The 24,300-nt window shown below is 70.6% G+C and carries 19 protein-coding genes and 1 pseudogene; 7 read left to right on the top strand and 13 right to left on the bottom strand.

Annotated elements, in window-relative coordinates:
• Positions 1–11: 11 nt before the first annotated feature.
• Positions 12–395, bottom strand: a complete 384-nt coding sequence (locus tag OG870_RS37025) for a BlaI/MecI/CopY family transcriptional regulator (protein ID WP_266525065.1) — start codon at positions 393–395, stop codon at positions 12–14.
• A gap of 187 nt (positions 396–582) precedes the next feature.
• Here OG870_RS37025 and OG870_RS37020 point away from each other — a divergent pair, with 187 nt between their 5' ends.
• Together OG870_RS37020 and OG870_RS37015 are read left to right on the top strand one after the other, a co-directional pair.
• Entirely contained in the window at positions 583–996 is a 414-nt protein-coding gene (locus OG870_RS37020) for a BlaI/MecI/CopY family transcriptional regulator (RefSeq protein ID WP_266525063.1), read from the top strand.
• Entirely contained in the window at positions 993–1,946 is a 954-nt protein-coding gene (locus OG870_RS37015) for a M56 family metallopeptidase (RefSeq protein ID WP_266591190.1), read from the top strand. Before OG870_RS37020 ends, OG870_RS37015 begins: the two co-directional genes overlap by 4 nt.
• Positions 1,947–1,951: 5 nt before the next feature.
• On the opposite strand, the gene OG870_RS37010 is transcribed toward OG870_RS37015, so the two are convergent.
• Positions 1,952–5,836 carry a glycoside hydrolase family 2 TIM barrel-domain containing protein gene (locus OG870_RS37010; RefSeq protein WP_266591188.1) on the bottom strand — a complete coding sequence of 1,295 codons (3,885 nt, stop codon included), beginning with the start codon at positions 5,834–5,836 and terminating at the stop codon, positions 1,952–1,954.
• A gap of 401 nt (positions 5,837–6,237) precedes the next feature.
• On the opposite strand from OG870_RS37010, the gene OG870_RS37005 reads away from it, so the two are divergent.
• Complete coding sequence (locus OG870_RS37005; RefSeq protein ID WP_266591186.1) at positions 6,238–8,103, top strand: M1 family metallopeptidase; 1,866 nt, start codon at positions 6,238–6,240, stop codon at positions 8,101–8,103.
• A gap of 82 nt (positions 8,104–8,185) precedes the next feature.
• On the opposite strand, the gene OG870_RS37000 is transcribed toward OG870_RS37005, so the two are convergent.
• Both OG870_RS37000 and OG870_RS36995 read right to left on the bottom strand, forming a co-directional pair.
• Positions 8,186–8,479, bottom strand: coding sequence for a putative quinol monooxygenase (locus tag OG870_RS37000; RefSeq protein WP_266525055.1), 294 nt, complete (start codon positions 8,477–8,479; stop codon positions 8,186–8,188).
• Between the two features lie 230 nt (positions 8,480–8,709).
• Positions 8,710–9,672: a carbohydrate kinase family protein gene (locus OG870_RS36995; protein ID WP_266591184.1), complete on the bottom strand. Its 963-nt coding sequence runs from the start codon at positions 9,670–9,672 to the stop codon at positions 8,710–8,712.
• Positions 9,673–9,927: 255 nt separating this feature from the next.
• On the opposite strand from OG870_RS36995, the gene OG870_RS36990 reads away from it, so the two are divergent.
• The 4 genes from OG870_RS36990 (at position 9,928) to OG870_RS36975 (ending at position 14,097) form a co-directional block, all read left to right on the top strand.
• Complete coding sequence (locus tag OG870_RS36990) at positions 9,928–10,944, top strand: sugar ABC transporter substrate-binding protein (protein WP_266525051.1); 1,017 nt, start codon at positions 9,928–9,930, stop codon at positions 10,942–10,944.
• A gap of 197 nt (positions 10,945–11,141) precedes the next feature.
• On the top strand, positions 11,142–12,155 hold the full coding sequence (locus OG870_RS36985; RefSeq protein WP_266591183.1) for an ABC transporter permease: 1,014 nt from the start codon (positions 11,142–11,144) through the stop codon (positions 12,153–12,155).
• Positions 12,152–12,988 (top strand): ATP-binding cassette domain-containing protein, encoded by an 837-nt coding sequence (locus OG870_RS36980; protein WP_266525047.1) that lies wholly within the window; start codon positions 12,152–12,154, stop codon positions 12,986–12,988. Before OG870_RS36985 ends, OG870_RS36980 begins: the two co-directional genes overlap by 4 nt.
• Positions 12,989–13,065: 77 nt before the next feature.
• Complete coding sequence (locus tag OG870_RS36975; RefSeq protein ID WP_266525045.1) at positions 13,066–14,097, top strand: LacI family DNA-binding transcriptional regulator; 1,032 nt, start codon at positions 13,066–13,068, stop codon at positions 14,095–14,097.
• A gap of 73 nt (positions 14,098–14,170) precedes the next feature.
• On the opposite strand, the gene OG870_RS36970 is transcribed toward OG870_RS36975, so the two are convergent.
• The 9 genes and pseudogenes from OG870_RS36970 to OG870_RS36930 all read right to left on the bottom strand — a co-directional run bounded on the left by OG870_RS36970 (position 14,171) and on the right by OG870_RS36930 (position 24,293).
• Positions 14,171–14,683: an O-acetyl-ADP-ribose deacetylase gene (locus OG870_RS36970; RefSeq protein ID WP_266591181.1), complete on the bottom strand. Its 513-nt coding sequence runs from the start codon at positions 14,681–14,683 to the stop codon at positions 14,171–14,173.
• Complete coding sequence (locus tag OG870_RS36965; protein WP_266591179.1) at positions 14,680–16,089, bottom strand: phytoene desaturase family protein; 1,410 nt, start codon at positions 16,087–16,089, stop codon at positions 14,680–14,682. Before OG870_RS36965 ends, OG870_RS36970 begins: the two co-directional genes overlap by 4 nt.
• A 121-nt stretch (positions 16,090–16,210) precedes the next feature.
• A complete protein-coding gene (locus tag OG870_RS36960) occupies positions 16,211–17,044 on the bottom strand; it encodes an inositol monophosphatase family protein (protein WP_327691936.1) in 834 nt (277 codons plus the stop codon).
• A 131-nt stretch (positions 17,045–17,175) separates the two neighbouring features.
• Positions 17,176–17,841: pseudogene (locus OG870_RS36955) on the bottom strand (gamma-glutamyltransferase); the annotation flags it as partial.
• A gap of 110 nt (positions 17,842–17,951) precedes the next feature.
• Entirely contained in the window at positions 17,952–19,106 is a 1,155-nt protein-coding gene (locus tag OG870_RS36950) for an RICIN domain-containing protein (RefSeq protein ID WP_327691935.1), read from the bottom strand.
• 168 nt (positions 19,107–19,274) lie between these two features.
• Entirely contained in the window at positions 19,275–20,780 is a 1,506-nt protein-coding gene (locus OG870_RS36945) for an RICIN domain-containing protein (RefSeq protein ID WP_327691934.1), read from the bottom strand.
• 71 nt (positions 20,781–20,851) lie between these two features.
• Complete coding sequence (gene arfA / locus OG870_RS36940) at positions 20,852–22,387, bottom strand: arabinosylfuranosidase ArfA (RefSeq protein ID WP_327691933.1); 1,536 nt, start codon at positions 22,385–22,387, stop codon at positions 20,852–20,854.
• 65 nt (positions 22,388–22,452) lie between these two features.
• Positions 22,453–23,325, bottom strand: coding sequence for a carbohydrate ABC transporter permease (locus OG870_RS36935; RefSeq protein ID WP_266525032.1), 873 nt, complete (start codon positions 23,323–23,325; stop codon positions 22,453–22,455).
• On the bottom strand, positions 23,325–24,293 hold the full coding sequence (locus OG870_RS36930) for a carbohydrate ABC transporter permease (protein ID WP_327691932.1): 969 nt from the start codon (positions 24,291–24,293) through the stop codon (positions 23,325–23,327). Before OG870_RS36930 ends, OG870_RS36935 begins: the two co-directional genes overlap by 1 nt.
• Between the last annotated feature and the right edge of the window lie 7 nt (positions 24,294–24,300).

Raw genomic sequence — 24,300 nt, 5'->3', positions numbered from 1 at the left:
GGGTCGCCGGCTCACGCACCGCTCTCGCCGAGGAGCTCCCGCAGCGCGGCCTCCTGTGCGGGGCTCAGGCCCGTCACGAAATGCCGGAGCGCGGCGATCGGGTCGGGGCCGCGGTCCAGCGCCTTGTGCATGGCCTCGGCGGTCAGCTGGGCCGCGTTCTTCGCGGGTCGGTAGGCGCCGCGCCGGCCGTCGGCGTCCCGCAGGACGAGACCCTTGTCGTGCAGGCGACGCAGGATCGTGTGCACGGTGTTGTAGGCGAGACCGCCGCCGAGGCCGGCCTGGACCTCGGCAGGTGTGAGGGGCAGCTCCGTCGCCCACAGGGTGGTGAGGATCTCGCTCTCCAGCTCACCGGAAAGGCGTCGCGTCGCCCTGCCGTGAGGGGTCGTGCCTGCCATGGCCACTACCTTACGGTGCGTGGGGTTCGGCGGTCACCACGTGGCACCCGTCCCCGGGGCCGCCGACCGTCACGGACCCTCGCCGGGCGACTACAGTCACGTAGACAGGCTGCCGCGCCGCTGCCGGACGACAGCCGAATGGCGAATGGCGAATGGCGAATGGCGAAGAAGAGCCGAGGAGCGGTCCATGCCCGAGGTGCAGAATGACGAGCCGGGCGGAGGGCGGGCGGACCGTCGGCCGGCCGGTGAGCTGGAGGCGAGCGTGCTGGCCGCGCTGTGGGCCGCCGGCGGATCGCTCACGCCGGGCGCGGTCCAGCGGGAACTCGGCGGCGATCTCGCCCGTACCACCGTCACCACGATCCTCACGCGCCTGCACGCCAAGGGAGCGGTCACCCGCGCGCGCTCGGGCCGTGGCTACGCCTACGCCCCGGCCCAGGACTCCCCCGGCCTGACCGCCCGCCGTATGCATGCCGAACTCGACAAGGACGAGGACCGCACCACCGTTCTCGCCCGTTTCGTCTCCGACCTGAGCCCAGCGGACGAAAAGCTCCTGCGGTCCCTCCTGGAGGGCGGCCCGGGGACGGCGGAAGGGGCGCCGTGATCTACGCCGTGTGGCTCCCGCTGCTGATGCCGTTCCTCGCCGTGCCCGTCGCCCGGCGTGGTGCCGGGCAGCTGTCGCCGCGATCGGCGGCCTGGGCGCTGACCGCTCTCGCGCTGATCCTCGCCCTGGCCGGTACGGCTTCGCTGGCGCTGCTCGCTCTCGCCGGCGCCCTGCATCTGCCGTTCGTCGCCCGGATCGGCCACCTCTCCCCGCGGTTGCTGGGCGACGGCTCGCCCGCCACCGTGCCGGCCGCGGTCCTGGCCGCCGTCGCACTGGCGGGCCTCGGTGCCCTGGCGCTCGGCCGGACCCGTCGTCATCTGCTCGAACTGCGCGCCGCCCAGCGGCAGTTGCGGGGGAAGGCGAGCGCCGGCGACCTCTGCGTGCGGCAGGACGACCGGCCCGACGCGTACGCCCTGCCCGGGCGGCCGGGCCGCGTCGTGGTGACCACCGGAATGCTGCGCGCCCTCGGCGCACAGGAACGCGAGGTGCTGTTCGCCCACGAACGGGCCCACCTCACCGGCCGCCACCACCTCTTCCTCGCGGCCGCCGAACTCGCCGCGGCGCTGCACCCCGCCCTGCGCGGCCTGCGCGCCCCGGTGTCGTACGCCCTGGAGCGCTGCGCCGACGAGTCCGCCGCGCGCGCGACGGGCGACCGCGCGCTCACCGCCCGCGCCGTCGGCCGCGCCGCCCTCGCGGCCCATGAGGCGGGCTCCGCTCCCCGCCCCCGCCTGTCGCTGACGGCCACGGCGGGCCCGGTCCCCCGCCGCGTCACCGCCCTCCTGAGCGCGCCCGCACCCCGCTCCCGTCTGCTCCCCCGGGCTCTGACCTGCCTGCTCCTGTGCTGCGTGGCCCTGTCGGCGACGGCAACCCTGGACGCGGCCACCGACCTGCACACGGGCATCGAGATCGCCCAGGGGGAGCAGGCACCCGTGCCCGGCGGGGGCCACTGACCCGGCTACCCGGAGAACTCCGTCGCCGTGGGCCGCCGTGCGGCTGCCGTCGCGCCGGACACGTCGGTGAGCGGGCGCAGCCGGTAGGTGTACGCGTAGTCCCGGTTCGCGAAGAGCTTGTACTCGTCGTGCGTGTGCGCGCCCCAGCTGTTGTCGCCGCCGATGCCCATCTGCCGGTGGTTCAGGCGCAGGACGACCGCCTCGCGAGGCGTGAGCTGGTAGTCGTGGCGGGCCCCGACCGAGAGGTCCTCGGGGGTGAGGTGCGAGGCGTTGACCTCCAGGAGCGGTTCGCCGGAGACGAGCAGGCCCCTCCCGCGTCCGTCCGTCAGCGCGACCCAGCGGACGTCCGTCTTGTTCCCGTTCTCCTGCGGCCGCAGATAGGGGGTCCACTGGCCGGAGACGATGCCGGAGTACAGGCCGACGTCGGTGGCGTCGTTGCGGTCCCAGTGGTTCTCCTCGGGGCCGCGGCCGTAGTAGTGCAGGTGCTCAAGTCGGCCGGGCAGGAAGAGCAGGGTGCCGACCTCGGGGATGTAGGGCAGGGAGGCCGCACCCGGGTGCAGCGTGTTGTCGACCTTGATCTCACCGTTGCCGAAGACCGTGTAGGTGGTGGTGTACGTCGACTCGACCGTCGTCGGCAGCGTGCCGGCGACCTTGATCTCCACGGCCCTGTCGCGCAGGGCACGCACGCCGACGTCGGTCACCCTGCGGTGGGTGCCCGCGTCGCGCCAGGTCTGGTTGCGGGTGTGCTGGCCGTTGCCGCGGTCGTTGTCGGTGGGGGCCCGCCAGAAGTTCGGCGCCGGCCCGGAGGAGATCAGTTCGGCGCCGTCGGCCCGGTACGAGGTGATGACGCCGGTCTTCTTGTCGACGGTGACCGAGAAGCCCCGGCCCGTGACGGTGACGGACCGCGCGCCGTCCTCGTGGCGGAGCGCCGGGACGCCGTCGAGTGGTACGGGGGTGATCGCGGGGCTGCCGGCGTCGAGGGGGAGCTGGTGCCGGGCCACCTCGTGGCCGGCCTTCGCCCACTTCGTGTTCTCCCTTGTGGTGAAGGACAGTTGGAGGAAGTACTCGGCTCCCGGCGCCGGATCGCGCGGCAGCGTGAACGGCACCGTGATGTCCTTGCTGGACAGGGGCGCCACGTCCAGCTGGGCTCGGCTGAGCCTGCCCCGCCGCACCACCTTTCCGTCGCCGACGAGCTCCCACCGTCCGTCGAACTCGCGGAGGTTGGTGAACAGGTACTCGTTGGTGAGCGTGACCGCGCCCGGCGAGGAGCCCGAACCGGCCTGGACGGCCTGGTAGATCCGCTTGACCTCGGCGGCCTTGCCGGTGTGCCCGCGGTCGGCGGTGACGATGCCGTCCCCGGAGAAGGCGCCGTCGTTGGGGCTGTCGCCCCAGTCGCCCCCGTAGGCGTAGAACGTCTTCTCTCGGGGCCGCTTCTCGGTCAGGCCGACGGTGGCGGCGTCGAACCAGAACCGCACGCCGTCGTCGCCGGGACCCCGGCCGCCGGAGGCGAGTTCGCCGGCGCTCAGCGCGCGGGCGTAGACGCGGGCGGCCCGGATCGTGCCGCTGAACTCCCGGGTCGGGTTGTCGACGTCGGTGGCCAGGGACAGGGACGCGGTGTTGTTGTCGGGGCGCCGGGTGGTGGTCCGGGTGGCCCGCACCTCACCGTCCACGTGGAGCGTCAGTGTGCCCGCGGCCGTGTCGAGGACGCCGGCGACGTGGTGTTCGCGGCCCGTCCAGTCGGCGGGCAGTGCCCAGGTCGCGGTGATCCACTGGCCGCCGCCGTGGATGAAGAACTCCAGGTTCCGACCCGACTGCTTGAGTGAGTACTGGGTGTCGCCCTTGACGAGGATCGGCTGGTCGTAGCCGGTCGGCCCCGGGGTGATCCAGGCTTCCAGCGTCAGCGACCCGGTGAGGTCGAGGCGTGCGTCGCGGGCGAAGACGGTTCCGCCGTGCACACCCTTGTCACGGCTGAAGGTGCCGGCCGGGGCGATGACCTCTCCGGCCAGCGCGGCGGGGCCGGTCTCGGTGAACAGTTTGCGCGTCGGGGTGGGCCAGCTGAGGGCCTGGTCGACGAAGTCCCAGATCCAACCGCCCTGCAGCACGTCGTGACCGCGGACCACGTCCCAGTACTTCTTGAGGTTGCCGGTGGAGTTACCCATCGAGTGGGCGTACTCGATCATGACGTACGGCCGGGTGTCGGCTGTGTCCCGCGCATGCTGCTCGACGCGGGAGGGGCCGTCGTACATCTCGGAGCGGATGTCGCTGATCCCGGGGCGGTCGTCGCCTTCGTACTGGATGACGCGGGTGGTGTCGTAGGAGCGGATCCAGTCGTGCATGGCGGTGAAGGTGCTGCCGCCGCCCGCTTCGTTGCCGAGCGACCAGATCACCGCCGAGGCGTGGTTCTTGTCGCGGTGGACCATGTTCTGCGCGCGGGCGACGCACGCTGCGGTCCACTCGGGGTGGTCGCCGGGGTACTGGCCGCGGATGCCGTGGGTCTCCAGGTTGGTCTCGTCCACGAGGTAGAGGCCGTACTCGTCGGCGAGCTCCAGCCACAGCGGGTTGTTGGGGTAGTGGGAGGTGCGCACGGTGTTGATGTTCAGCCGCTTGATGATGCCGATGTCCTCGACCAGGTCGGCGCGGGTGAGCGCCGAGCCGCGCACCGGGTGCATCTCGTGGCGGTTGGTGCCCCGAAGGGAGATCGGCTGTCCGTTGATGCGCATCAGCCCGTCCTTGAGCGCGAATTCGCGCAGGCCGACGCGGTGGGAGAGGGTTTCGACCACCTTTCCGCCCGGGTCGCGCAGGCGGAGCACGGCGGTGTGGAGGTACGGGTGTTCGGCCGACCACAGGCGCGGAGCGGGCACGGCCTTCGCGGCCCGTACGGTCTTCTCGCCGCCGGCGTCGACAGCGACGGTCTGCTGCAGGGGTCTGGGCCACACCGGGTGCCCGCCCGCGTCGTACAGCTGGGTCTCGACGGAGTACTGGCCGCCGCCCTTGCCGCCGTAGTCCCGCACGCTTGCGGTGACAGACAGCTCGGCCGTCCTGTAGTCGTCGCCCAGCGGGGTGTCGAGGCGGAAGTCGCGCAGGTGCACGACCGGGGTGGAGTACAGGTAGACCGAGCGGAAGATGCCGCTCAGCCGGATCATGTCCTGGTCCTCCAGCCAGTCGCCGTCGGAGTAGCGGTAGACCTCGACGGCGATCTGGTTGGTGCCCGGTCTGAGGTGCGGGGTGATGTCGTACTCGGCCGGGTCGTAGGAGGACTCGTGGTAGCCGACCAACTCCCCGTTGATCCAGACGTAGTGGGCGGACTTGACTCCCTCGAAGTGGAGAAACGTCCGCCGTCCGGTCCAGTCGCGCGGGACCGTGAACGTGCGGCGGTACTGGCCCACGGGGTTGTACCGGGTGGGCGCGGCCGGCGGTTGCGCGTCCTCGCCCAGACCGTTGGGGCCCCACCACGGGTAGGTGATGTTGATGTAGATCGGGCGGTCGTGGCCGTGCAGTTGCCAGGCGGACGGCACCGGGATGGTCTCCCAGCCGCTGTCGTCGAGGTCGGTGCGGTGGAAGTCGGTGTCACGGTCGTCGGGCCGGTCGGCGTACGCGAACTTCCAGGTGCCGTCCAGGCTCAGCCGGTACGGCGAGCGCGTGCGGTCGGCGGCCAGGGCCTGCTTGAGGTCCGCGTAGGGCATCAGCGTGGTGTGCGGCGGCTCGGTGCCCACCTTGAAGACGTCGATGGCGCCGTTCCACTCGGGCGTGCCGCCGGCCGCCGCGCCCGGGCCGGCCGCGTGTGCGGTGGCCGAGGGCGTGGACAGCGCGAGCGCACCGAGGGCCGCGGCGCCTCCTTCGAGGAGGCGGCGACGGCTGACGAGCCGGTCGGCGAGGGACGGGTGCGGCATGATCGTTGCCTTCCTCGGGACGACGGTGCGGGTACGCGTACTGAGGGCGCGTCAGATCTTGTCGGATGCTGTTGGGATAAGGGAGTTACTGTCGGGGCGGACGAGAGCTGACGGTGACGCGGTGACTACGGAGCAGTTGCACCCTAGGTCCAAGGCAAAGACGAAGCAATGATCCTGTCGGACTCTGTTCGGTCCTGAGGGTTCGTCACCACCTCGCCATTTCCCCGCCCTTACGCCCGCGCCTCAACGCCCAGTCCCTCACACCCGGCCCCTTCACATCCGGTCTTGTGGCATGCTCCGGTCAACCGATACACGCAGCCCACGACCGCCCCCGGCGCACCCCAGCCGACCCGGCAGTCGCCGAGCAGGCCGGAATCCCGGCCGCCGCAAAGGAGTTTCGTGTGAGATCGACCCCCCACAGAACCATCGCCACGCGCGCACTCGCCGTCGCCGCGCTGGCCGCCCTGTCCCTCATCCCCGTCACCCCGGCGGCCGCGGCGCCGTCCTCCGCCCAGTCGGCCGACGCTGCCTGCACCCCGAGTCAGGTGGTCACCAACGGCGGCTTCGAGAGCGGCACTTCGCCGTGGACCCAGTCGTCGACGAGCGTCATCACCAGCCGCTCCGGCCAGACCGCCCACGGCGGCACCGCCTACGCCTGGCTGGACGGGGTGGGCAGCACACACACCGACACCCTCTCGCAGAGCGTCACGATCCCGGCCGGGTGCGGCACCGCCACCCTGTCCTTCTGGCTCCACACCGACACCGCCGAGACGACCTCGTCCGTCGCCTACGACAAGCTGACGGCGAAGGTCGGCGGTACGACCCTGGCGACGTACTCGAACCTCGACAAGAACACCGGGTACGTGCGCAAGTCGCTCGACGTGTCGGCGTTCGCGGGCCAGACCGTCAGCCTCGCCTTCACCGGCACCGAGGACTCCAGCCTCAGGACGAGCTTCGTCCTCGACGACATCGCCCTCGACACCTCCGGCGGCACCACCCCGCCGGCGGACTCCACGCGCACACCGGCCGCTCCCTCGTACACCGTCAGTCTCACCAGCAACACCAGCGGTACCGTCTGGACCGGCCATGAGAGCGCGACCTTCACCAACGCCTCCGCCACCGCGCTCAGCGAGGTGTACCTGAGGCTCTGGGACAACTACCACGGCAGCTGCTCGTCGATGCCGATCACGGTCACCAACGTCAGCGGCGGCACGGCGGGTTCGCCGTCGGTCGCGTGCACGGCCCTGCAGATCACCCTGCCGGCGCCCCTGGCCCAGGGACAGTCCGCCACGATCGGCTTCGACCTCGGTATCACCGTGCCCAGCGGGGCCGACCGCTTCGGCCACGACGGAGCGTTCAGCTTCGTCGGCAACGCGCTGCCCGTCCTCGCGGTCAGGGACGGCTCGGGCTGGCACCTGGACCCGTACACGAACAACGGCGAGTCGTTCTACTCCCTGGCCGCCGACTTCAAGGTGACCCTCGACCACCCCAGCACCCTGCTGGTACCGGCCACCGGCACCTCGGCCGACACCCCCGGCTCCAGCGGCCGCACGGTCACCACCGCCACCGCGTCCAAGGTCCGTGACTTCGCCTGGGCGGCCGGACCGTTCAGCAAGATCTCGGGCACCTCTGCCGCCGGAACCGCGATCAACGTCTACTCCGTCTCGGACATCAGCTCCTCCGACGCGCAGTCGATGCTCAGCACCGCCAAGACCGCCGTCGACGCCCACGCGGCACGCTTCGGCGCGTACCCCTACGGCGAGTTGGACGCCGTCATCGACAACAACTACTGGTTCGGCGGCATGGAGTACCCGGGGTTCGTCCTCGACCTCGTGAGCACCACCGCGCTCACCCACGAGATCGGTCACCAGTGGTGGTACGGCATCGTCGGCGACGACGAGTACAACAGCCCCTGGCTCGACGAGGCGTTCACCGACTACTCCACCGACCTGGCCCTGGGCAAGACCGGCAGCAACTGCTGGAACAGCGTCTCGTGGGCCTCCTCCACGGAGAAGATCACCAACTCCATGGCCTACTGGGACACCCACTCGTCCCGCTACTCCACCGTCGTCTACGGCTACGGCAAGTGCGCCCTGCACGACCTGCGGCGGGTGCTCGGCGACACCGTCATGACCAAGTTGCTGAAGGACTACGCGACTTCGCACTGGTACGGCGTCTCGACCACCTCCGAGTTCAAGGCCGCGGCCCAGGCCGCCACGACCACGGACCTGACCTCGTTCTGGAGCACACACCGCATCGACGGCTGAACCAGGCCGATATGACGCACCGTCAGTGGGCCTGCGCGGCGAACGCCTCGCAGGCCCGCACGTCGAAGAGCCCGGCCGTATGTCAGCGCACCGGGTCGAGGAACGTCAGAACGGAGGCGTCCTCCTCGATCAGCGGGGTGAGCTCGGCGTTGAACGGGCCGCCGTACGGAGCCTTCAGGTGCGCCTGGAAGGCCTCCTCGTCGCGGTACACCTCGAAGATCCAGTAGGCGCGGGGGTGGGACGTCTTCGTGTAGACGTCAAAGGCGAGGTTGCCCTCCTCCTCGCGCACCTTGAGGGCGTACTCGCCCAGCAGGCGGGCGACCTCGTCCTGCGCTCCCTCACGTGCGGTGAACTCGGCGAGCAGGGTCTTGTTCATGGTGCGGTGTCCTTGTGGTCGGTGTCGGTCAGAGATCAGTCGCGTCAGGGGCCGACGTGCCGGGGAGCCGGGGCTCGTTATCCGCGCCGCCGACCAGGTGTGGCGCCGGCCAGGCGTGGCGCCGTCGGCCTATGTCATCGATGACATAGCGGGTGGCCCGATGATGAGGGCCTTCCGGCTGCCTCGTCAACGGTCGCCATGCGATCGCGCCGGTGCGGCCCCGCAGCCCGTCAGGCGCCGCCGGCGGCCGCGAGCTGCGCCAGCTGCCCCGCGTACGGCGGGTTGGGTCCGGTGACCGAGCAGGTCAGCGCGGCGACCTGGGCGCCGAACACACACGCTTCGGCGACCTCGTCAAGGCGCAGGTCCGTCAGCCGGCCGCCGAGAAGGCCGTGGGCGCCGAGGTGGTGCAGCAGGCCGGCGGTGAAGGAGTCCCCGGCCCCGACCGTGTCGACGACCCGTGTCGCCACCGCCGGCACCCGCACCCGTGCGCCGTCGAGCGAGGCGAGGGCGCCGTCGGCACCGCGGGTGATGACGACGAGCCGTGCCCCGGCCGCGTGCCAGATGTCGCACGCCTGCTCAGGAGGGGTCTCCGGCAGCAGCAGCTCCAGGTCGTCCTCGCTCAGCCGCAGCACGTCGGCGAGGCCGCACCAGTGCGCCAGCCGGGCGCGGTAGACGTCGGGGTGCACGAGCAGCGGCCGGACGTTGGGGTCGATGCTGATGGTCGCCCGGGGGGCGGCCGCCGCCAGGAAGTCCTCCACCACCGCCGCGCCGGGTTGGCGGACCAGGGCCAGGGACCCGGTATGCACGCAGGCGCTGTCGGACAGGTCGACCCGCGCCAGCTCCTCTGCCGTCCACTGCCAGTCGGCCGTGTTCTGCGCATGGAAGGAGAACCCGGCCTGCCCCTGTGCGTCCAGCTCCGCCACGGCCAGGGTGCTGGGCTCGGCCGCCGAGACGGCGCTTGAGAGGTCCACCCCGGATGCCTCCAGGTGGGCACGGAACAGGCGGCCGAAGACGTCGCCGGACAGACGGGCGAGGAAGCGGGCAGGGGTGCCGAGGCGGGCCAGTGCAACCGCCGTGTTCGCAGGTCCGCCACCCGGCAGGACCCGCAGGGCGAGTTCGTTCGAGGCACTCGCGGGTGTGGCGAAGGCGTCCGCGACGCACTCTCCCAGGACGGTGATCTGACGCGGGCTCATGAGCTGCTCTTCTCTGGCGGACGTACGGATGTACGGACGAGGCGGGCACGTCACGGGCCGCTTTCACACGGCAACGGGCGGACGGCGGCCGCGGACGTTGCCGATTTGTGACGGGTGCAGGGCATTGACGTTTCCGGGAGACGGAGTCCATCATCCTCGCCATGCGGTGTCAACGATGACATAAGTCAACGATGACATCCCGGGACGGCATGCTCCGATGCCGCCGCACCGCCCGCTATCCCGCAGGAGTCGTTCATGTCTCGCACCCCTCGTCTGCCCTCGGCCCTCCTCCGAGCCGCCGCGTGCACCGGCCTGGCAGCCCTCACGCTGACGGCCTGTGGATCCGGCGCCGGAACGGGCACCGCCGGGTCAAGTTCGGGCAGCGTCAAGGTCGGCCTGATCACCAAGACCGACACCAACCCGTTCTTCGTGAAGATGAAGGAAGGCGCGCAGAAGGCCGCCAAGGAGAACGGCGCCCAACTGGTCACCGCCGCGGGCAAGTTCGACGGCGACAACGCCGGTCAGGTCACCGCCATCGAGAACATGGTCGCCTCCGGCGTGAAGGGCATCCTGATCACCCCGAGCGACTCCAAGGCGATCGTGCCGGCGATCGCGAAGGCGCGCGCCAAGGGCGTCCTGGTCATCGCCCTGGACACGCCGACGGAGCCGCAGAGCGCGGTCGACGCCCTCTTCGCCACGAACAACGTGAACGCCGGCGAGCTGATCGGTGAGTACGCCAAGGCCGCCATGAAGGGCAAGGCCGCGAAGATAGCCACCCTCGACCTGGCGCCGGGCGTCTCCGTGGGCGTGCAGCGGCACAGCGGCTTCCTGAAGGGCTTCGGCGCCACCGACAAGGATGTCCTGTGCGCCCAGGACACCGGCGGCGACCAGGCCAAGGGCCAGACCGCCATGGAGAACTGCCTCCAGAAGAACCCCGGCATCAACCTCGTCTACACCATCAACGAGCCGGCCGCGCTGGGCGCGTACACCGCACTCAAGGCCAAGGGCCGGGAGAAGGACGTCCTGATCGTCTCCGTCGACGGCGGCTGCACCGGGACGCAGGCGGTCAAGGACGGCAAGATCGCCGCCACGTCCCAGCAGTACCCGCTGAAGATGGCCGCCCAGGGTGTCAAGGCCGTCGTGACGTACGCCAAGGACGGCAAGAAGGCGTCCGGTTACACCGACACGGGCGTCAACCTGATCACGGACAAGCCCGAGAGCGGAGTGACGTCCAAGGACACCGGGTTCGGCCTGCAGAACTGCTGGGGCTGAGCCGGCCCCTCCCCCGGGACCGTACGACGACGTCCCTGCTCTCCCCACGGGGCGGCCGGCACCGGCCACTCCTCCCCGACCGGGGACGGCCGCCCTTCGTTCCCCTCGCGTCCGGCATGGACCGAGAGGGAGCGAGTGGGACCGACAAGGACTTCTGTCTTCCGACGAGAACTGCTGTCTTCCGACAAGGACTTCGCATGACCGCCACGTCCACGCCCCCGAGTACGTCATCGCCGTACGCCGGGCTCAAAGCGCCGACCACGGCCCGCAGACTGCTCACGGCACCGACCACCGGTCCGCTGGCCGCGCTGCTTCTGGCCTGCGCCTTCTTCTCCTTCTCATCCGACCAGTTCCTCACCGGCGGCAACTTCTCGCTGATCGTGCAGCAGGTCATGGTCGTCGGCACGCTCGCCATCGGGCAGACGCTGATCATCCTCACGGCGGGCATCGACCTGTCGTGCGGTGCCGTGATGGCCTTCGGCAGCATCGTGATCGCCAAGATGGCCGCCGAGGGTTCCCTGCCGCCGCTCCTCGCCATCGCGCTGGGCATCGCCGTCTGCGGCGGCTTCGGGCTGGTCAACGGGCTGCTGGTGCAGAAGATCCCGCTGCCGCCGTTCATCGTCACCCTGGGCATGCTGAACGTGGCGTTCGCGCTCACGCACATCTACTCCGCGGAGCAGACGGTCACCAACCTGCCCGGACCGTTGACGGCGCTCGGGCAGACCTTCCCGCTCGGCCACACCGACATCACCTACGGCTCCCTCGTCACCATCGCCCTGTTCCTCCTCCTCGCCTACGCGCTGAGCAGCACCGGCTGGGGCCGGCACGTCTACGCGCTGGGCAACAGCCAGGAAGCGGCGCGCCTGAACGGCATCCGCACCTCCCGGCTGACGATCGGCATCTACACCGTGGCGGGCCTGCTGTACGGCATCGCGGCCCTGCTGCTCATCTCCCGCACGGGGGTCGGCGACCCGCAGGCCGGCCAGACGGACAACCTCGACAGCATCACGGCCGTGGTCCTCGGCGGCACCAGCCTCTTCGGCGGACGCGGATCGGTCCTGGGCACCTTCATCGGCGTCCTCATCGTCGGCGTCTTCCGCAACGGTCTGCAGCTGATGGGCGTCGCGTCCATCTACCAGACGCTGATCACCGGAGTCCTGGTGATCCTCGCGGTGACCGTCGACCAGATCTCCCGGAAGAAGGCCCGATGACCGCCACATCCGCCCCCACACCCGTGCTGCAGGCCCGCGGTCTGGTCAAGCGCTACGGCCATGTCACCGCGATCGACGGCGCCGACTTCGACCTGCTGCCCGGCGAGGTGCTCGCCGTCATCGGCGACAACGGCGCCGGCAAGACCAGCCTGATCAAGGCGCTCACCGGCGCGGTGGCCCCCGACGCGGGCGAGATACGTCTCAACGGCGAGCCCATCACCTTCGCCGGCCCGCAGAGCGCACGCGCCCACGGCATCGAGACGGTCTACCAGGATCTCGCCGTGGCCGCCTCCATGGACATCGCCTCGAACATGTTCCTGGGGCGCGAGCTCCGCCGTCCCGGTGTCCTCGGCAGTGTCTTCCGCATGCTGGACAAGAAGCGGATGCGCCAGGAGGCCGCCGAGCACATGGCCGACCTCAAGATCGGTCTGCGCTCGCTGACGCAGTCGGTCGAGACGCTCTCCGGCGGACAGCGGCAGGCGGTCGCGGTGGCCCGTTCCGTCGCCTGGGCCAGCAGTGTCGTCGTCATGGACGAGCCGACCGCCGCCCTCGGGGTCAAGGAGTCCGGGCAGGTCCTGGATCTCATCCGCCGGGTCCGGGACAAGGGCATGCCGGTCGTCCTGATCAGCCACAACATGCCGCACGTCTTCGAGATCGCCGACCGGATCCACGTCCACCGCCTCGGCCGGCGCGCCGCTGTGATCAGGCCGTCCGACTACTCGATGGCGGAGGTCGTCGCCATCATGACCGGCGCACTCACCCTCGACGAGGCCGGAGATACTGTCGTGGCGGATTCCGCGGCGGCGAAGGCCGCGGGAGTCCAGGCCACCTGACCACCACCACTCGACACTCGACGGGATCCGGCCGAGGCCGCGGCCGGAACCGACGAGCACAGGAGACGGCTTCCTCCATGGCAGCGAACCGCCGCCCCACCCTGGCAGACGTCGCACGCGAAGTGGGTGTCAGCGCCAAGACGGTCTCCCGAGTCCTCAACGAGGACGGGCCGGCCTCGGCCCGGACCAGAGAACAGGTGCTCGCCGCAGTCGCCAAGCTCGGCTTCCAGCCGAACCTCATGGCCCGCAACATCCGGGTCGGCGGACCCGACACCACCATCGGACTGGTCATCCCCGACCTCGGCAACCCCTTCTTCGGAGCGGTGGCCCGCAGTATCGAGGACACCGTCCGCGACCGCGGACTGACCCTGCTGATGGGCTCCTCCACGGACGATCCCGACCGCGAACGCGCCCTGACCGACAAGTTCCTGGCCCGCCGCGTCAGCATCCTGATGGTCGTGCCGTCCGTCGGCGCCGACCACTCCCACCTCAAGACCCACCGCACCGCGGGCCTGCCCGTCATCTTCCTCGACCGCCCGGGAACGGGACTGGCCGCGGACAGCGTCGTCAGCTCCAACCGCACGGGCGCCCAGGACGGCGTCGCCCACCTCATCGCCCACGGCCACCGGCGCATCGGCTTCCTCGGCGACCTGCCCACCACGCTCCACACCCGCCGTGAGCGCCTCGCCGGCTACCGCGCGGCCCTGCAGAGTGCCGACATCCCCTACGACCGCTCCCTGCTCGCCAGCGCCCACGACCCGCACGGGGCCTCCGTCGCCACCACCCGACTCCTCGACGTGAAGGATCCCCCCACCGCAATCTTCGCCGGCAACAACATCGTCGCCATGGGCATAGTCGCCGAACTCGCCCGCAGCGGACGCAAGGACATCGCCGTCGTCAGCTTTGACGACGTGCCGCTCGCCGAGGCCCTGGAACCGGCCCTCACCGTCGTCGCCCAGGATCCGGAGGAGATCGGCACAACAGCGGCGACCGTGGCCCTGGCCCGCCTCGACGGCGACCGCTCCCGCGCCCGCACCATCACCGTCCCCACCCGGCTGATCATCCGAGGCTCGGGCGAACTCCCCGCCCACGCCGGGCAGGAGGCGTGACCCGGGCTTGATGGACCTGGGGCCTCATCGCGCACGTTCTCGTGCTGGGCCAGCCGGGTGTGAGTTCCTCGGGTCAGCCGAGTCGCCGGGCGAACACTTCGTACGCCCTGTCGTCGAAGAGGACGAACCGCACCTCGTCGACGTCCGTCGATGTGCCCCGTACCGACTCCACCGCGATACGCGCCGCGTCCTCCATCGGCCACCGGTACACGCCGGTGGAGATCGCGGGGAAAGCGACCGTCCGGGCACCCAGCTCGTCGGCGACGCGCAGCGACTCCCGGTAGCAGGAGGCGAGGAGTTCGGAGCGGTCCTCGGTGGATGACCAGACCGGGCCGACCGTGTGGATCACCCACTGTGCGTCCAGGTTGCCCGCCGTGGTGGCGACCGCCTGGCCGGCGGGCAGGCCCTTGCCATGGTGCGAGGCGCGGAGCCTGCGGCACTCGTCGAGGATCGCGGGGCCGCCGCGGCGGTGGATGGCGCCGTCGACGCCTCCGCCGCCGAGCAGGGAGGAGTTCGCCGCGTTGACGATCGCGTCGGCGCTTTCGCGGGTGATGTCGCCCTGGGTGAGGGTGAGGGTGGTCGTCATGTCTGTCGCAGCCTCTTCCAGACGGCCTTCGCCGCGTTGTGCCCCGACATGCCGTGCACTCCGGGGCCCGGCGGGGTGGCCGACGAGCAGATGAAGACCGCGGGGTGAGGGGTGGTGTACGGGGAGAGGGAGAGTTTGGGGCGCAGCAGGGTCTGGAGTCCGCAGACCGCGCCGGTGCCGATGTCGCCGCCGACGTAGTTGGCGTTGCGGGCGGCGAGTTCCAGTGGGCCGGCTGTAGCGCGGGCGAGGACGCGGTCGCGGAACCCCGGTGCGAAGCGCTCCAGTTGGCGCTCCATGACATCCGTGAGGTCTCCGGTCCAGCCGCTGGGGACATGGCCGTAGGCCCAGAAGACGTGCTTGCCCTCGGGTGCGCGGGTGGGGTCGACGACACTGGGCTGGACCGTGATCATGAACGGCTTGTCGGGGGCACGGCCCTGGCGGGAGGCCGCGCGCAGGGCGGCGCCGATCTCCGCGCTGTCCGCGCCGATCTGGACGGTGCCGGCGGCGCGGGCCTCCTCGGCTGTCCACGGCACCGGGCCGTCCAGCGCGTAGTCGACCTTGAAGACTCCGGGGCCGTACTTGAAGCCCTCGTAGTAGCGGCCGAAGCCCGCGATGCGGGCCAGGGCGGTGGGTGAGGTGTCGAAGACGTACGCGCGCGCGGGTGGCAGGTCGTCGAGGCGCTTGACCTCGTAGTCCGTGTGGACCTGGCCGCCCAGGTCCTTGAGATACGCGGTGAGCGCGTCGGAGATGGACTGGGAGCCGCCGCGGGCCACGGGCCAGCCGCGGGCGTGGGCGGCGAGGGCGAAGACCAGGCCGATCGCGCCCGTCGCCAAGCCGCTGAGCGGGGCCATCACATGCGCGACGAGACCGGCGAACAGGGCCTTGGCCGGCTCGTCGCGGAAGCGGCGCGTCAGCCAGGTCGACGGCGGCAGGCCGACCAGGCCGAAGCGGGCGAGTGTCACCGGGTCGCGCGGGAGCGCGGTGAGCGGCAGGGACATGAAGTCGCGGGCCAGGGTGTCCCACTTGGGGAGGAAGGGCTCGACCAGCCTGCGGTACGCGCCCGCGTCCCGGGGGCCGAAGGAGGCGGCCGTCTCGGCGACGGACCGGGACAGCACGGCGGCGCTGCCGTCGGGGAAGGGGTGCGCCATGGGCAGCTCGGCGTGCAGCCACTCAAGGCCGTACCGCTCCAGGGGCAGGGCACGGAACGCCGGCGAGTTGATGCCGAGCGGGTGGGCCGCGGAGCACGGGTCGTGCCGGAAGCCGGGCAGGGTGAGCTCTTCGGTGCGGGCTCCCCCGCCGACGGTGTCACGGGCCTCGAAGACGGCCACGGAGAAGCCGCGACGGGCCAGCTCCACGGCGGCCGTCAGCCCGTTCGGCCCCGCACCCACCACGACAGCATCGAGCATCGACGGCACCTCGGACCCCTTCGTCAACCAGACGGCCACTGAGATCAGGATATGACGGGGCTCCGACAGTCTCCGGCCGCGGGTGCAGCCCGGCCGACGGCCGGCGAGGCCGTGCGGTGCCCTACAGCAGTCCGGCCACCCGGCGGGCCGTGGCCGCGTCGCGGGCCGCGGTGAACGGCAGGGCATTGCCTCCGGTGATGCGGAACGGCTCCCCCGTGCGCGTCAGGTGGGCGCCGCCCGCCTCCTCGACCAGCAGGATGCCGGCCGCGTGATCCCAGGCGGCCTCCCAGGTGAAGGCCGTGGCGTCCAACTCGCCGCGCGCTATGGCGAGATACTCCAGGCCCGCCGAGCCGCAGGGCCGGGGCGCGACGCCGTCGGTCCACAGGCCGAGCAGCTCGCTCTTCTGCTCGTCGGTGGTGTAGTCCGGGTGGGAGGTGGCCACTTGGAGATCGCGGCCGGGGGCGGGTGACCCGGCGTGCAGCCGCTCGTCGTTGAGGAAGGCGCCCCGGCCCCTCATGGCGACGGCGAGTTGGGCGCGGGCCGGTGCGTACGTCCATGAGGCGAGCAGGACTCCGTGCCGGGCGAGCGCGACCAGCGTGCAGAAGCCGGAGTCGCCGTGCACGAACTGACGGGTCCCGTCGACCGGGTCGACGATCCAGACCGGTGCGTCGCCCTGTATCGCCTCGTACGTCGTCGGGTCGGCGTGCACCGCCTCCTCGCCGACGACGACGGAACCGGGCAGCAGGGCGCCGAGGGTTTTGGTGAGGTACCGCTCGGCGAGGCGGTCGGCGTCGGTCACCAGGTCGTACGGTCCGGCCTTCTGGTCGACCTCGTGTGCGGCGAGCCGGCGGAAGCGGGGCATGATCTCGGCCGCGGCGGCCGTGCGGACCGCCTCCCCCACGTCGGCCGAGTGGCGGGCGAGAAACTCGTCGATGGTTTCCGTGTCTTCGATCATGCGCCCATGAGAGCATGCGCCACTGACAATCCGCGCCGAGCCGGTGGCTCGCCGGTGGAATCGGGATGAACTCCGAGTACTCGACGATCACGGCTCGGCGCGCGCGATCAGCGTCCGCCAGGGGCGCGCCATCAGCGTCCGACCGCGTATCCCTGCATGCCCCGCGGGTTCGCGGCCGCCGACAGGACGCCGGTCTCCGGGTCCCGGGCGACCGCGCACAGCCGGCCTTCCGACCAGGCGGCGCCCACGGTCACGTCGTGGCCTCGGCGCCGCAGCTCTTCGACGACATCGGGGCACATGCGGGCCTCTACGGTCACGCTCCCCGGCCGCATGCCGCGTGGGTGGAACGAGCCCGGGAAGCTGTCGTTGTGCCAGTTCGGGGCGTCGATCGCGCCCTGGAGGTCGAGGCCGCCGCGGACCCGTGCGCGCAGGGCGACGGCCGGGAAGAAGTGCAGCTGCCACTGGTCCTGCTGGTCCCCGCCGGGTGTACCGAAGGCCATGACGGGGACTCCGTCGCGCAGGGCGAGGGAGGGCGTGAGGGTGGTGCGGGGCCGGCGGCCGGGCGTCAGCGAGTTCGGCAGGCCCTCCTCCAGCCAGGTCATCTGCAGGCGGGTGCCGAGCAGGAAGCCCAGTTCGGGCACGACCGGGTTGGACTGCAGCCAGCCGCCGCTGGGCGTGGCCGCGACCATGTTGCCCCAGCGGTCGACGACGTCCAGGTGGCAGGTGTCGCCGCGGGTGGTGCCGTCCGCGCCGACGGTCGGCTCACCGGTGCCCATCGGGTTGAAGCCGGGTTCACCCTCGACCTGATCTGCGCGCCAGGTCGCTGCCGAGGACGCCCTCCGCGCGCGGACCGAGGGCGTGCGACGGGCCTCGGTGCGGCCGGGGAATTCCGCACCGCACCGTTCCGTCACAGGGCGTCGAGCTGCCACTGCTGGTTGGTGCCGGTACCGGCCGGCCACTGGACGACGCGGGCGTTGTCGGCCGTGGAGCCGTCTGCGACGTCCACGCACCAGCCGTTGCCGACGTTGACGAGCCGGTGGTAGGCGCCGCCCGCGTCGACGAGCTTCCACCGCTGGTCGTCGCCGCCCGTGTCCTGCCACTGGACGAGCTGGGTGCCCTGGGCGGAGCCGCCGGGGCTGTCGAGGACCTTGCCGCTGTGGCGGGCGGCGAGGCGGAAGGAGCCGTCGGCGTTGGGCAGGAACCGCCACTGCTGGTTGATGGCGCCCGACGAGGTGTACTGGATGATCTTCCCGCCGTCGGCCGTGCTGGCGCCGGAGACGTCCAGGGCCTTGCCGCTGCGCCGGTTGACCAGCCGGAACCAGCCGCCGAGCAGGGAGACGGTGATGTCCGTGCGCTGCCCGGCGGCCAGCGTGACCTTGCGCGCGTGGGTGCCCAGGGGAGAGGAGACCACGGTCGCCGACGTGGTCACCGATGTCATGCCGCGGCGGCTGATGAGGGTGACGTCCTGGTTGACGGCGGAGGTGATGGACAGGGTGGCGGTGCGGGAGACGAAGGCCCTGCGGGTCCAGGTGCCGTACTGGTCGGTCCAGCTGGAGCTGACCTCGCCGGTGCGGAAGTCGTCGACCCTGCCGTAGTCGTTGACCGTGGTCATGCCCGGGGTGGCGATGCGCAGTTCGTACGCGGGATGGTAGGTCTGCGTCCAGCGCAGTGACCAGCCGGAGGCGAAGTCGCTGTTGGCGCCGGAGTAGTTCCCGGCAAGTGCCTTGTCGCGTACGCCCTCCAGGCGGCCGGCGATCACGGGTGGCTTCACGGTGCGGGTGCCGTTCGGCAGCACCAGTCGGTGGTAGTTGAAGACCACCTTCTCCAGCGTGGCCGCCCCGTGGAGGATGGCTCCGTACTCGCCGTTGCCGGTGAGGAAGCCGTCGGTCCAGGAGGAGGCGGGGAGGTGTCGTAGATGCCGCGGTGGGGGACGGTGATCTGCGGCAGGACGGCGGCCGCGGCCTTCCCCGAGAGGAAACCGCCGGGGAGGGCGGCCGCTCCGGCGGTCAGTGCGGCAGCGGTCAGGAAGCGTCTGCGATCCAATGAGTGGTCCATTGCGCAAACTCCGTTGTCTGCTGCGGGCTGTGTGGAATGCGGGAGTTGGGATGTGTGGGGAGTCATTGGCGGACGAGCGGACAACGTCCCGGTCCGCATCGGCCCCGTGAGGTGATCCCCCGTATGGGACGTGCCCCGGCGGCCCGCTCGGTGGCGGGGTCGCCGGGGCACGCGGTCAGGAGAGAGTCCAGGTCTCGCTGTTGGCGCTCGCGCTGCCGCCGAGCTCCTGGTCCACCGCTGCTCCCTGGGTGGTGGAGCCCGCGACGCCGATGTGCAGGCCGCTGCCGACGCCCACCAGCATGTAGTTGCTGCCGGTGTAGCTGCCGGTCAGGTCGAGGGCCCACTGCTGGTTCGCCCCACCGTTGCAGGTCCACTGGTGCAACTGGACGCCGGCAGTGGTCGACTTGCTCGGGACGTCCAGGCACAGGCCACTCTTGACGCTCTTGAGCGTGTAGATGTTGTCCGCCACCCGGGTGAGGGTCCACTGCTGGTTGGTACCGCCGGCGGACGGCCACTGGATGATCTTGGCGCCGGTCGCGGTGGAGCCGTTGGAGACGTCCATCAGCATCGAGCTGCTGAGGTTCTTCAGCGTGTGGACGCCCTCCGACGGGATCCCGCTGCCGGCCGTCCAGGTGCCCACGGCCGCGTCGAGGGACCAGGTCGGGTACTGACCGAGGTTCACCGTCGTACCCCGGATGGTCAGCGGCAGCCAGATCAGCTTCGACCCGCCCAGGTTGGAGGTGTCCCAGCGGTCACCGGCGTAGATGTACGTGGTGCCGGAGGTGCCCTGGACCGTGATGACGTTCGCCGTCTGGCTGCCGTAGGTCTTGGTGCCGGGGGCGGCGAAATCGCGGAACGCCGACCACGGGCCGCTCAGCGAGGTGGCGGTGGCGTAGACGTTGTCGTTCAGGCTCCAGCCGGTCAGGTGGGAGCCGAAGACGTAGTACATGCCGTTGATCTTCACCATGGCGGGTGCCTCGACGCTGCCACTGCTGCCGCCGCTGCCCAGCACCGCCACCGCGCTGTCCACGGAGAGGTAGTCGGCGGACAGCTTGTCGATGCGCAGGCCGTTGTTGCGGTCCTCGCTCAGCAGGTAGGCGGTGCCGTCGGTGTCCTGGAACAGGCCGAGGTCACGGCTGAGGTTGCCCAGCGGGCGGAAGCTTCCCCGGTAGGTGTACGGGCCGCACGGCGTGCTGCTCGTGGCCACACCGACCTTGGCCTCGGAGTAGTTGGTGCTGTCGATGTGCATGTACATCACGTACGTGCTGGTCGACGCGTTGTATATGACCTTCGGCCGCTCCACGATGCGGCTGGGGCCCAGGTCACCGCTGGCCTGCCGGCTCAGGGCCTGACCGCGGTAGGTCCAGTTCGCCAGGTCGGTCGAGGAGTAGCAGGTGATGTCCTGGAACGACGTGTCCCCCGACGTCCTGCCGGTCTTGTCCTCGCCGAAGCCGTACCAGGTGCTGCCCACCTTGATGATGCCCAGGCCGTGCAACTGCAGGGTGTTGCCGTTCTGGTCGGTCCGGTCGGCACCCGTCGTGAACGTCACCGAGGCCGCTTGTGCCGGTGTGGCGGGTACGAGCAGGGCGGCGAGGCCGCCGAGCAGAGTCAGGAGCGTGACGAGGGTGGTCCGCCACCGGGCGCGCGGTGGCGGTGTGCGGTGCGATGTGGTGTCGGGCATGGGGTCGCCTCTCCATTGAGGTCCGCGGAGGGTGCAGGGGTACGGGTCGAGCGGTGGGATCCTGGGGCCGCTCAGGGGGCGAGCGGGATGGTGATGGTGTTCCAGGACATCGGCGGCAGCAGGGCGCTCAGCCGTCCGCCGTCCGTGACGGTGCCGGTCACCGGCTTCGGGGTCACGCGGTCCTGATGCCGGAGCGTGTTGGCCGCGTGGCGGTCGGGGTCGGCCAGGGCGGTGTGCGTCACCTGCCCGGCCACCGGGTTGAACGCCCGCAGGTCGGCGGTGAGTTCGAGCGGCCGCGCGGTGTCCCGGTTGACGGCGAAGACTGTGAGCGTCCCGTCCTCCTGCTGGACCGCGGTCGCGTGCAGCAGGGGCACCTCGCCGTAGCGGGCGGTGTCGTGGACGGGGCTGTCCAGGGCGAGCCGGAGCACCTGGCCGCCACCGTGGCGGGCCGCGTCGGCGAAGGGGTAATAGATGGTCTGTCGCCAGGCCGGGCCGCCGGGCTCGGTCATGATGGGTGCGATCACGTTCACCAGCTGGGCGAGGCAGGCCGCGGTGACGCGGTCGCAGTGGCGCAGCAGGGTGATCAGCAGGCTGCCGACCACGACGGCGTCGGTGACGTTGTAGACGTCCTCGAGCTGGCGCGGGGCCACGCTCCAGTCCGGGGTGTCGGTGTTGTTGACCGGCCGGCTCTGGTACCAGACGTTCCACTCGTCGAAGGAGAGGTTGATCCGCTTGCTCGAGTGGCGCTTGGCCCCGATGTGGTCGGCGGTGGCGACCACCCCGTCGATGAAGGCCTCCATGTCGGCGGCCGAGGCGAGGAAGCTGTCGACGTCGCCGTCACTTTCCTCGTAGTAGGCGTGGCAGGAGATGAAGTCGACGAGGTCGTACGTGTGCTCCAGGACCGTCGCCTCCCAGGCGCCGAAGGTCGGCATGGAGCGGTTGGAGCTTCCGCAGGCGACCAGTTCCAGACCGGGGTCGACATCGCGCATGGCCTTGGCGGTGACGGCGGCGAGGCGGCCGTATTCGTCGGCGCTCTTGTGGCCGAGCTGCCAGGGGCCGTCCATCTCGTTGCCCAGGCACCACAGCCGGATGCCGTGCGGCTTGTCCACGCCGTGCGAGCGGCGCAGCTCGGAGAAGGCCGTGCCGCCGGGGTGGTTGGTGTACTCCAGGAGGTCGAGTGCCTCCTGGAGGCCGCGGGTGCCGAGGTTGACGGCCTGCATCGGCTCGACGTCGGCCCTTGCCGCGAAGCGCATGAACTCGTTCAGCCCGAACTGGTTCGTCTCGACGGTCCGCCAGGCGCCGTCGAGCCGGCGGGGCCGCTGCTCCACCGGGCCGACTCCGTCTTCCCAGCGGTAGCCGGAGACGAAGTTGCCGCCGGGGTAGCGGACCATGGTGACGCCCAGTTCCCGGATCAGGGCCAGGACGTCGGTGCGCAGTCCGTCCTCGTCGGCGCTCGGGTGGTCCGGTTCGAAGACGCCGGTGTAGACGCAGCGGCCGAGGTGCTCGACGAAGGATCCGAACAGCCGCGGATGCACCTCGCCGACGGTGAAGTTGGGGTCCAGATGTACGGCCGCTGCGAGCGGCGGGTGGCCGGCGGGTTTGGTCATGGGTCACTCCGGGATGGGTCGGTGCGAAGAGTGGCGTTCTGTGCGGTTGCCGGGGTGCTCTGCGGTCAGCCCTTGATGCCGGTGTGCGCGACGCCTTCGACCAGGTATCGCTGCAGGAAGAGGAAGACGAGCACCAGCGGCAGGATGGACACGGTGGCGGCGAGGAACAGCTCGTGGATGTTGACGGTCTGCGCGGTGGTGAAGGTCGACAGGGCCACCTGCACCGTCCAGCTGGACTGGTCCTGGCCGATGACCAGCGGCCACAGGAAGGCGTTCCAGTTGGTGATGAAGGTGATCACCGCGATCGCCGAGAAGAAACCAGTCGAGTTGGGGACGACGATCCGCCAGTACGTGCCCCAGCTGCCGAGACCGTCGATCCGGGCGGCCTCCTCCAGTTCCTTGGGGAAGCCGAGGAAGTACTGCCGGAAGAGGAAGGCGGTGAAGCCGCTGAACAGGCCGGGCACGATCAGACCTTGCAGGCTGGAGACCCAGCCCAGTGACGACACGAGGACGAAGCTGGGCACGAAGGTGACCGCGCTGGGGATCATGAGGGTGGCCAGCACCGCGTAGAAGATCTTGTTGGCGTGCCGGTACGGGACGCGGGCCAGCGCGTAGCCGGCCAGGGAGCAGACCAGCAGCTGCCCGGCGGTGCCGAGCACCCCGACGACGAGCGAGTTCCACATGCTGTGCGCCATGGGAACCGCGGGGTCGTTGAACAGCTCGGAGATGTTCTCCCAGTGCAGCACGGTCGGGAAGAACTTCCAGTGCACGCCGGTGAGGTCGGCGTCGGTGGCCAGACTGTTGCGGATCAGCAGATAGAACGGGACCAGGAACAGCAGCGCCGCGACGACCGCGACGGCATAGACGGCGATGCTGCCGGCCCGTCCGCGCACCGCACGTGGACGGCCGCGGACCGGGGTGGTGGAGGAGGTGGCCATCAGCTGTCCGCCTTTCCGAAGCCGAAGATCCTGCCCTGCAGCAGCGTCACCATCGTGATGAGTGCCGACAGCACCAGCGCCCCGGCGCTGCCGTGGCCGAAGTCCTGACCCTGCCCGAGGGCCGTGTAGTAGAGGTAGACCAACGGCGGCCGTGCGTAGGGGGTGTTGGGCAGCAGGTTGTAGAACTCGTCGAACGCCTGGTAGGCCGCGATCAGCATGAGGAGCACCACGGCGACCGAGGTGGTGCGCAGCTGCGGCAGGGTGATGTGCCGGAAGGTCTGCCAGCCGGGTCGGGCGCCGTCCGTCCAGGCCGCTTCGTACAGTTCCTTGGGGATCTGCTGGAGGGCGGCCAGGAAGAGGATCATGTAGAAGCCCAGCTGGAGCCAGAGCCGTAGGGTGACCAGCACCATCCAGTACCAGGGCGGGGAGACGGTGCCGATCCAGGCGACGGGTTCGATCCCGAACCAGCCCAGGACGGTGTTGGCGAGACCGAAGCGCACCCCGTTGAAGATCGACAGCTTCCACACCATCGAGGCCACGACGTAGGAGCACGCGGTGGGTATGAAGAACACCGACCGGAAGAAGGCACGGGCGACGCGGATGCGGTGGACGAGCAGCGCGAGCGCCAGAGCCAGGACGTAGGTGAGAGGGACGACGATCAACGCGAAGAGCGTGAAGGTCCACAGGCTGTCGGTGAACGGCCCTTCGGTGAGGATGTCCGCGTAGTTGCCCAGGCCGACGAACTTCGTCGGGGTGACCGTGTTCTGGGCCTGGAAGAGGCTCAGGTAGAAGCTCCAGCCGACCGGCACGTAGACGAACAGCAGGAGACCGGCCAGGAAGGGACCCGCGAAGAGCCAGAAGGTGCGGGTGCTGCCTCGCGTCCCGTGCCTGTCACGTTTCGCCTTCGCTGCGGCGCCGGGTGGCGCGGTGGCGCCCGGACGGGCGCCACGGGTGGTGGTGGTTGTCATGCCTGTC

Origin of the sequence: Streptomyces sp. NBC_00461, from assembly GCF_036013935.1 — a bacterium.
GTDB lineage: Bacteria > Actinomycetota > Actinomycetes > Streptomycetales > Streptomycetaceae > Streptomyces.
The sequence above is the reverse complement of the archived record's forward strand: the minus strand, read 5'-3'. Positions and strand labels throughout refer to the sequence as shown.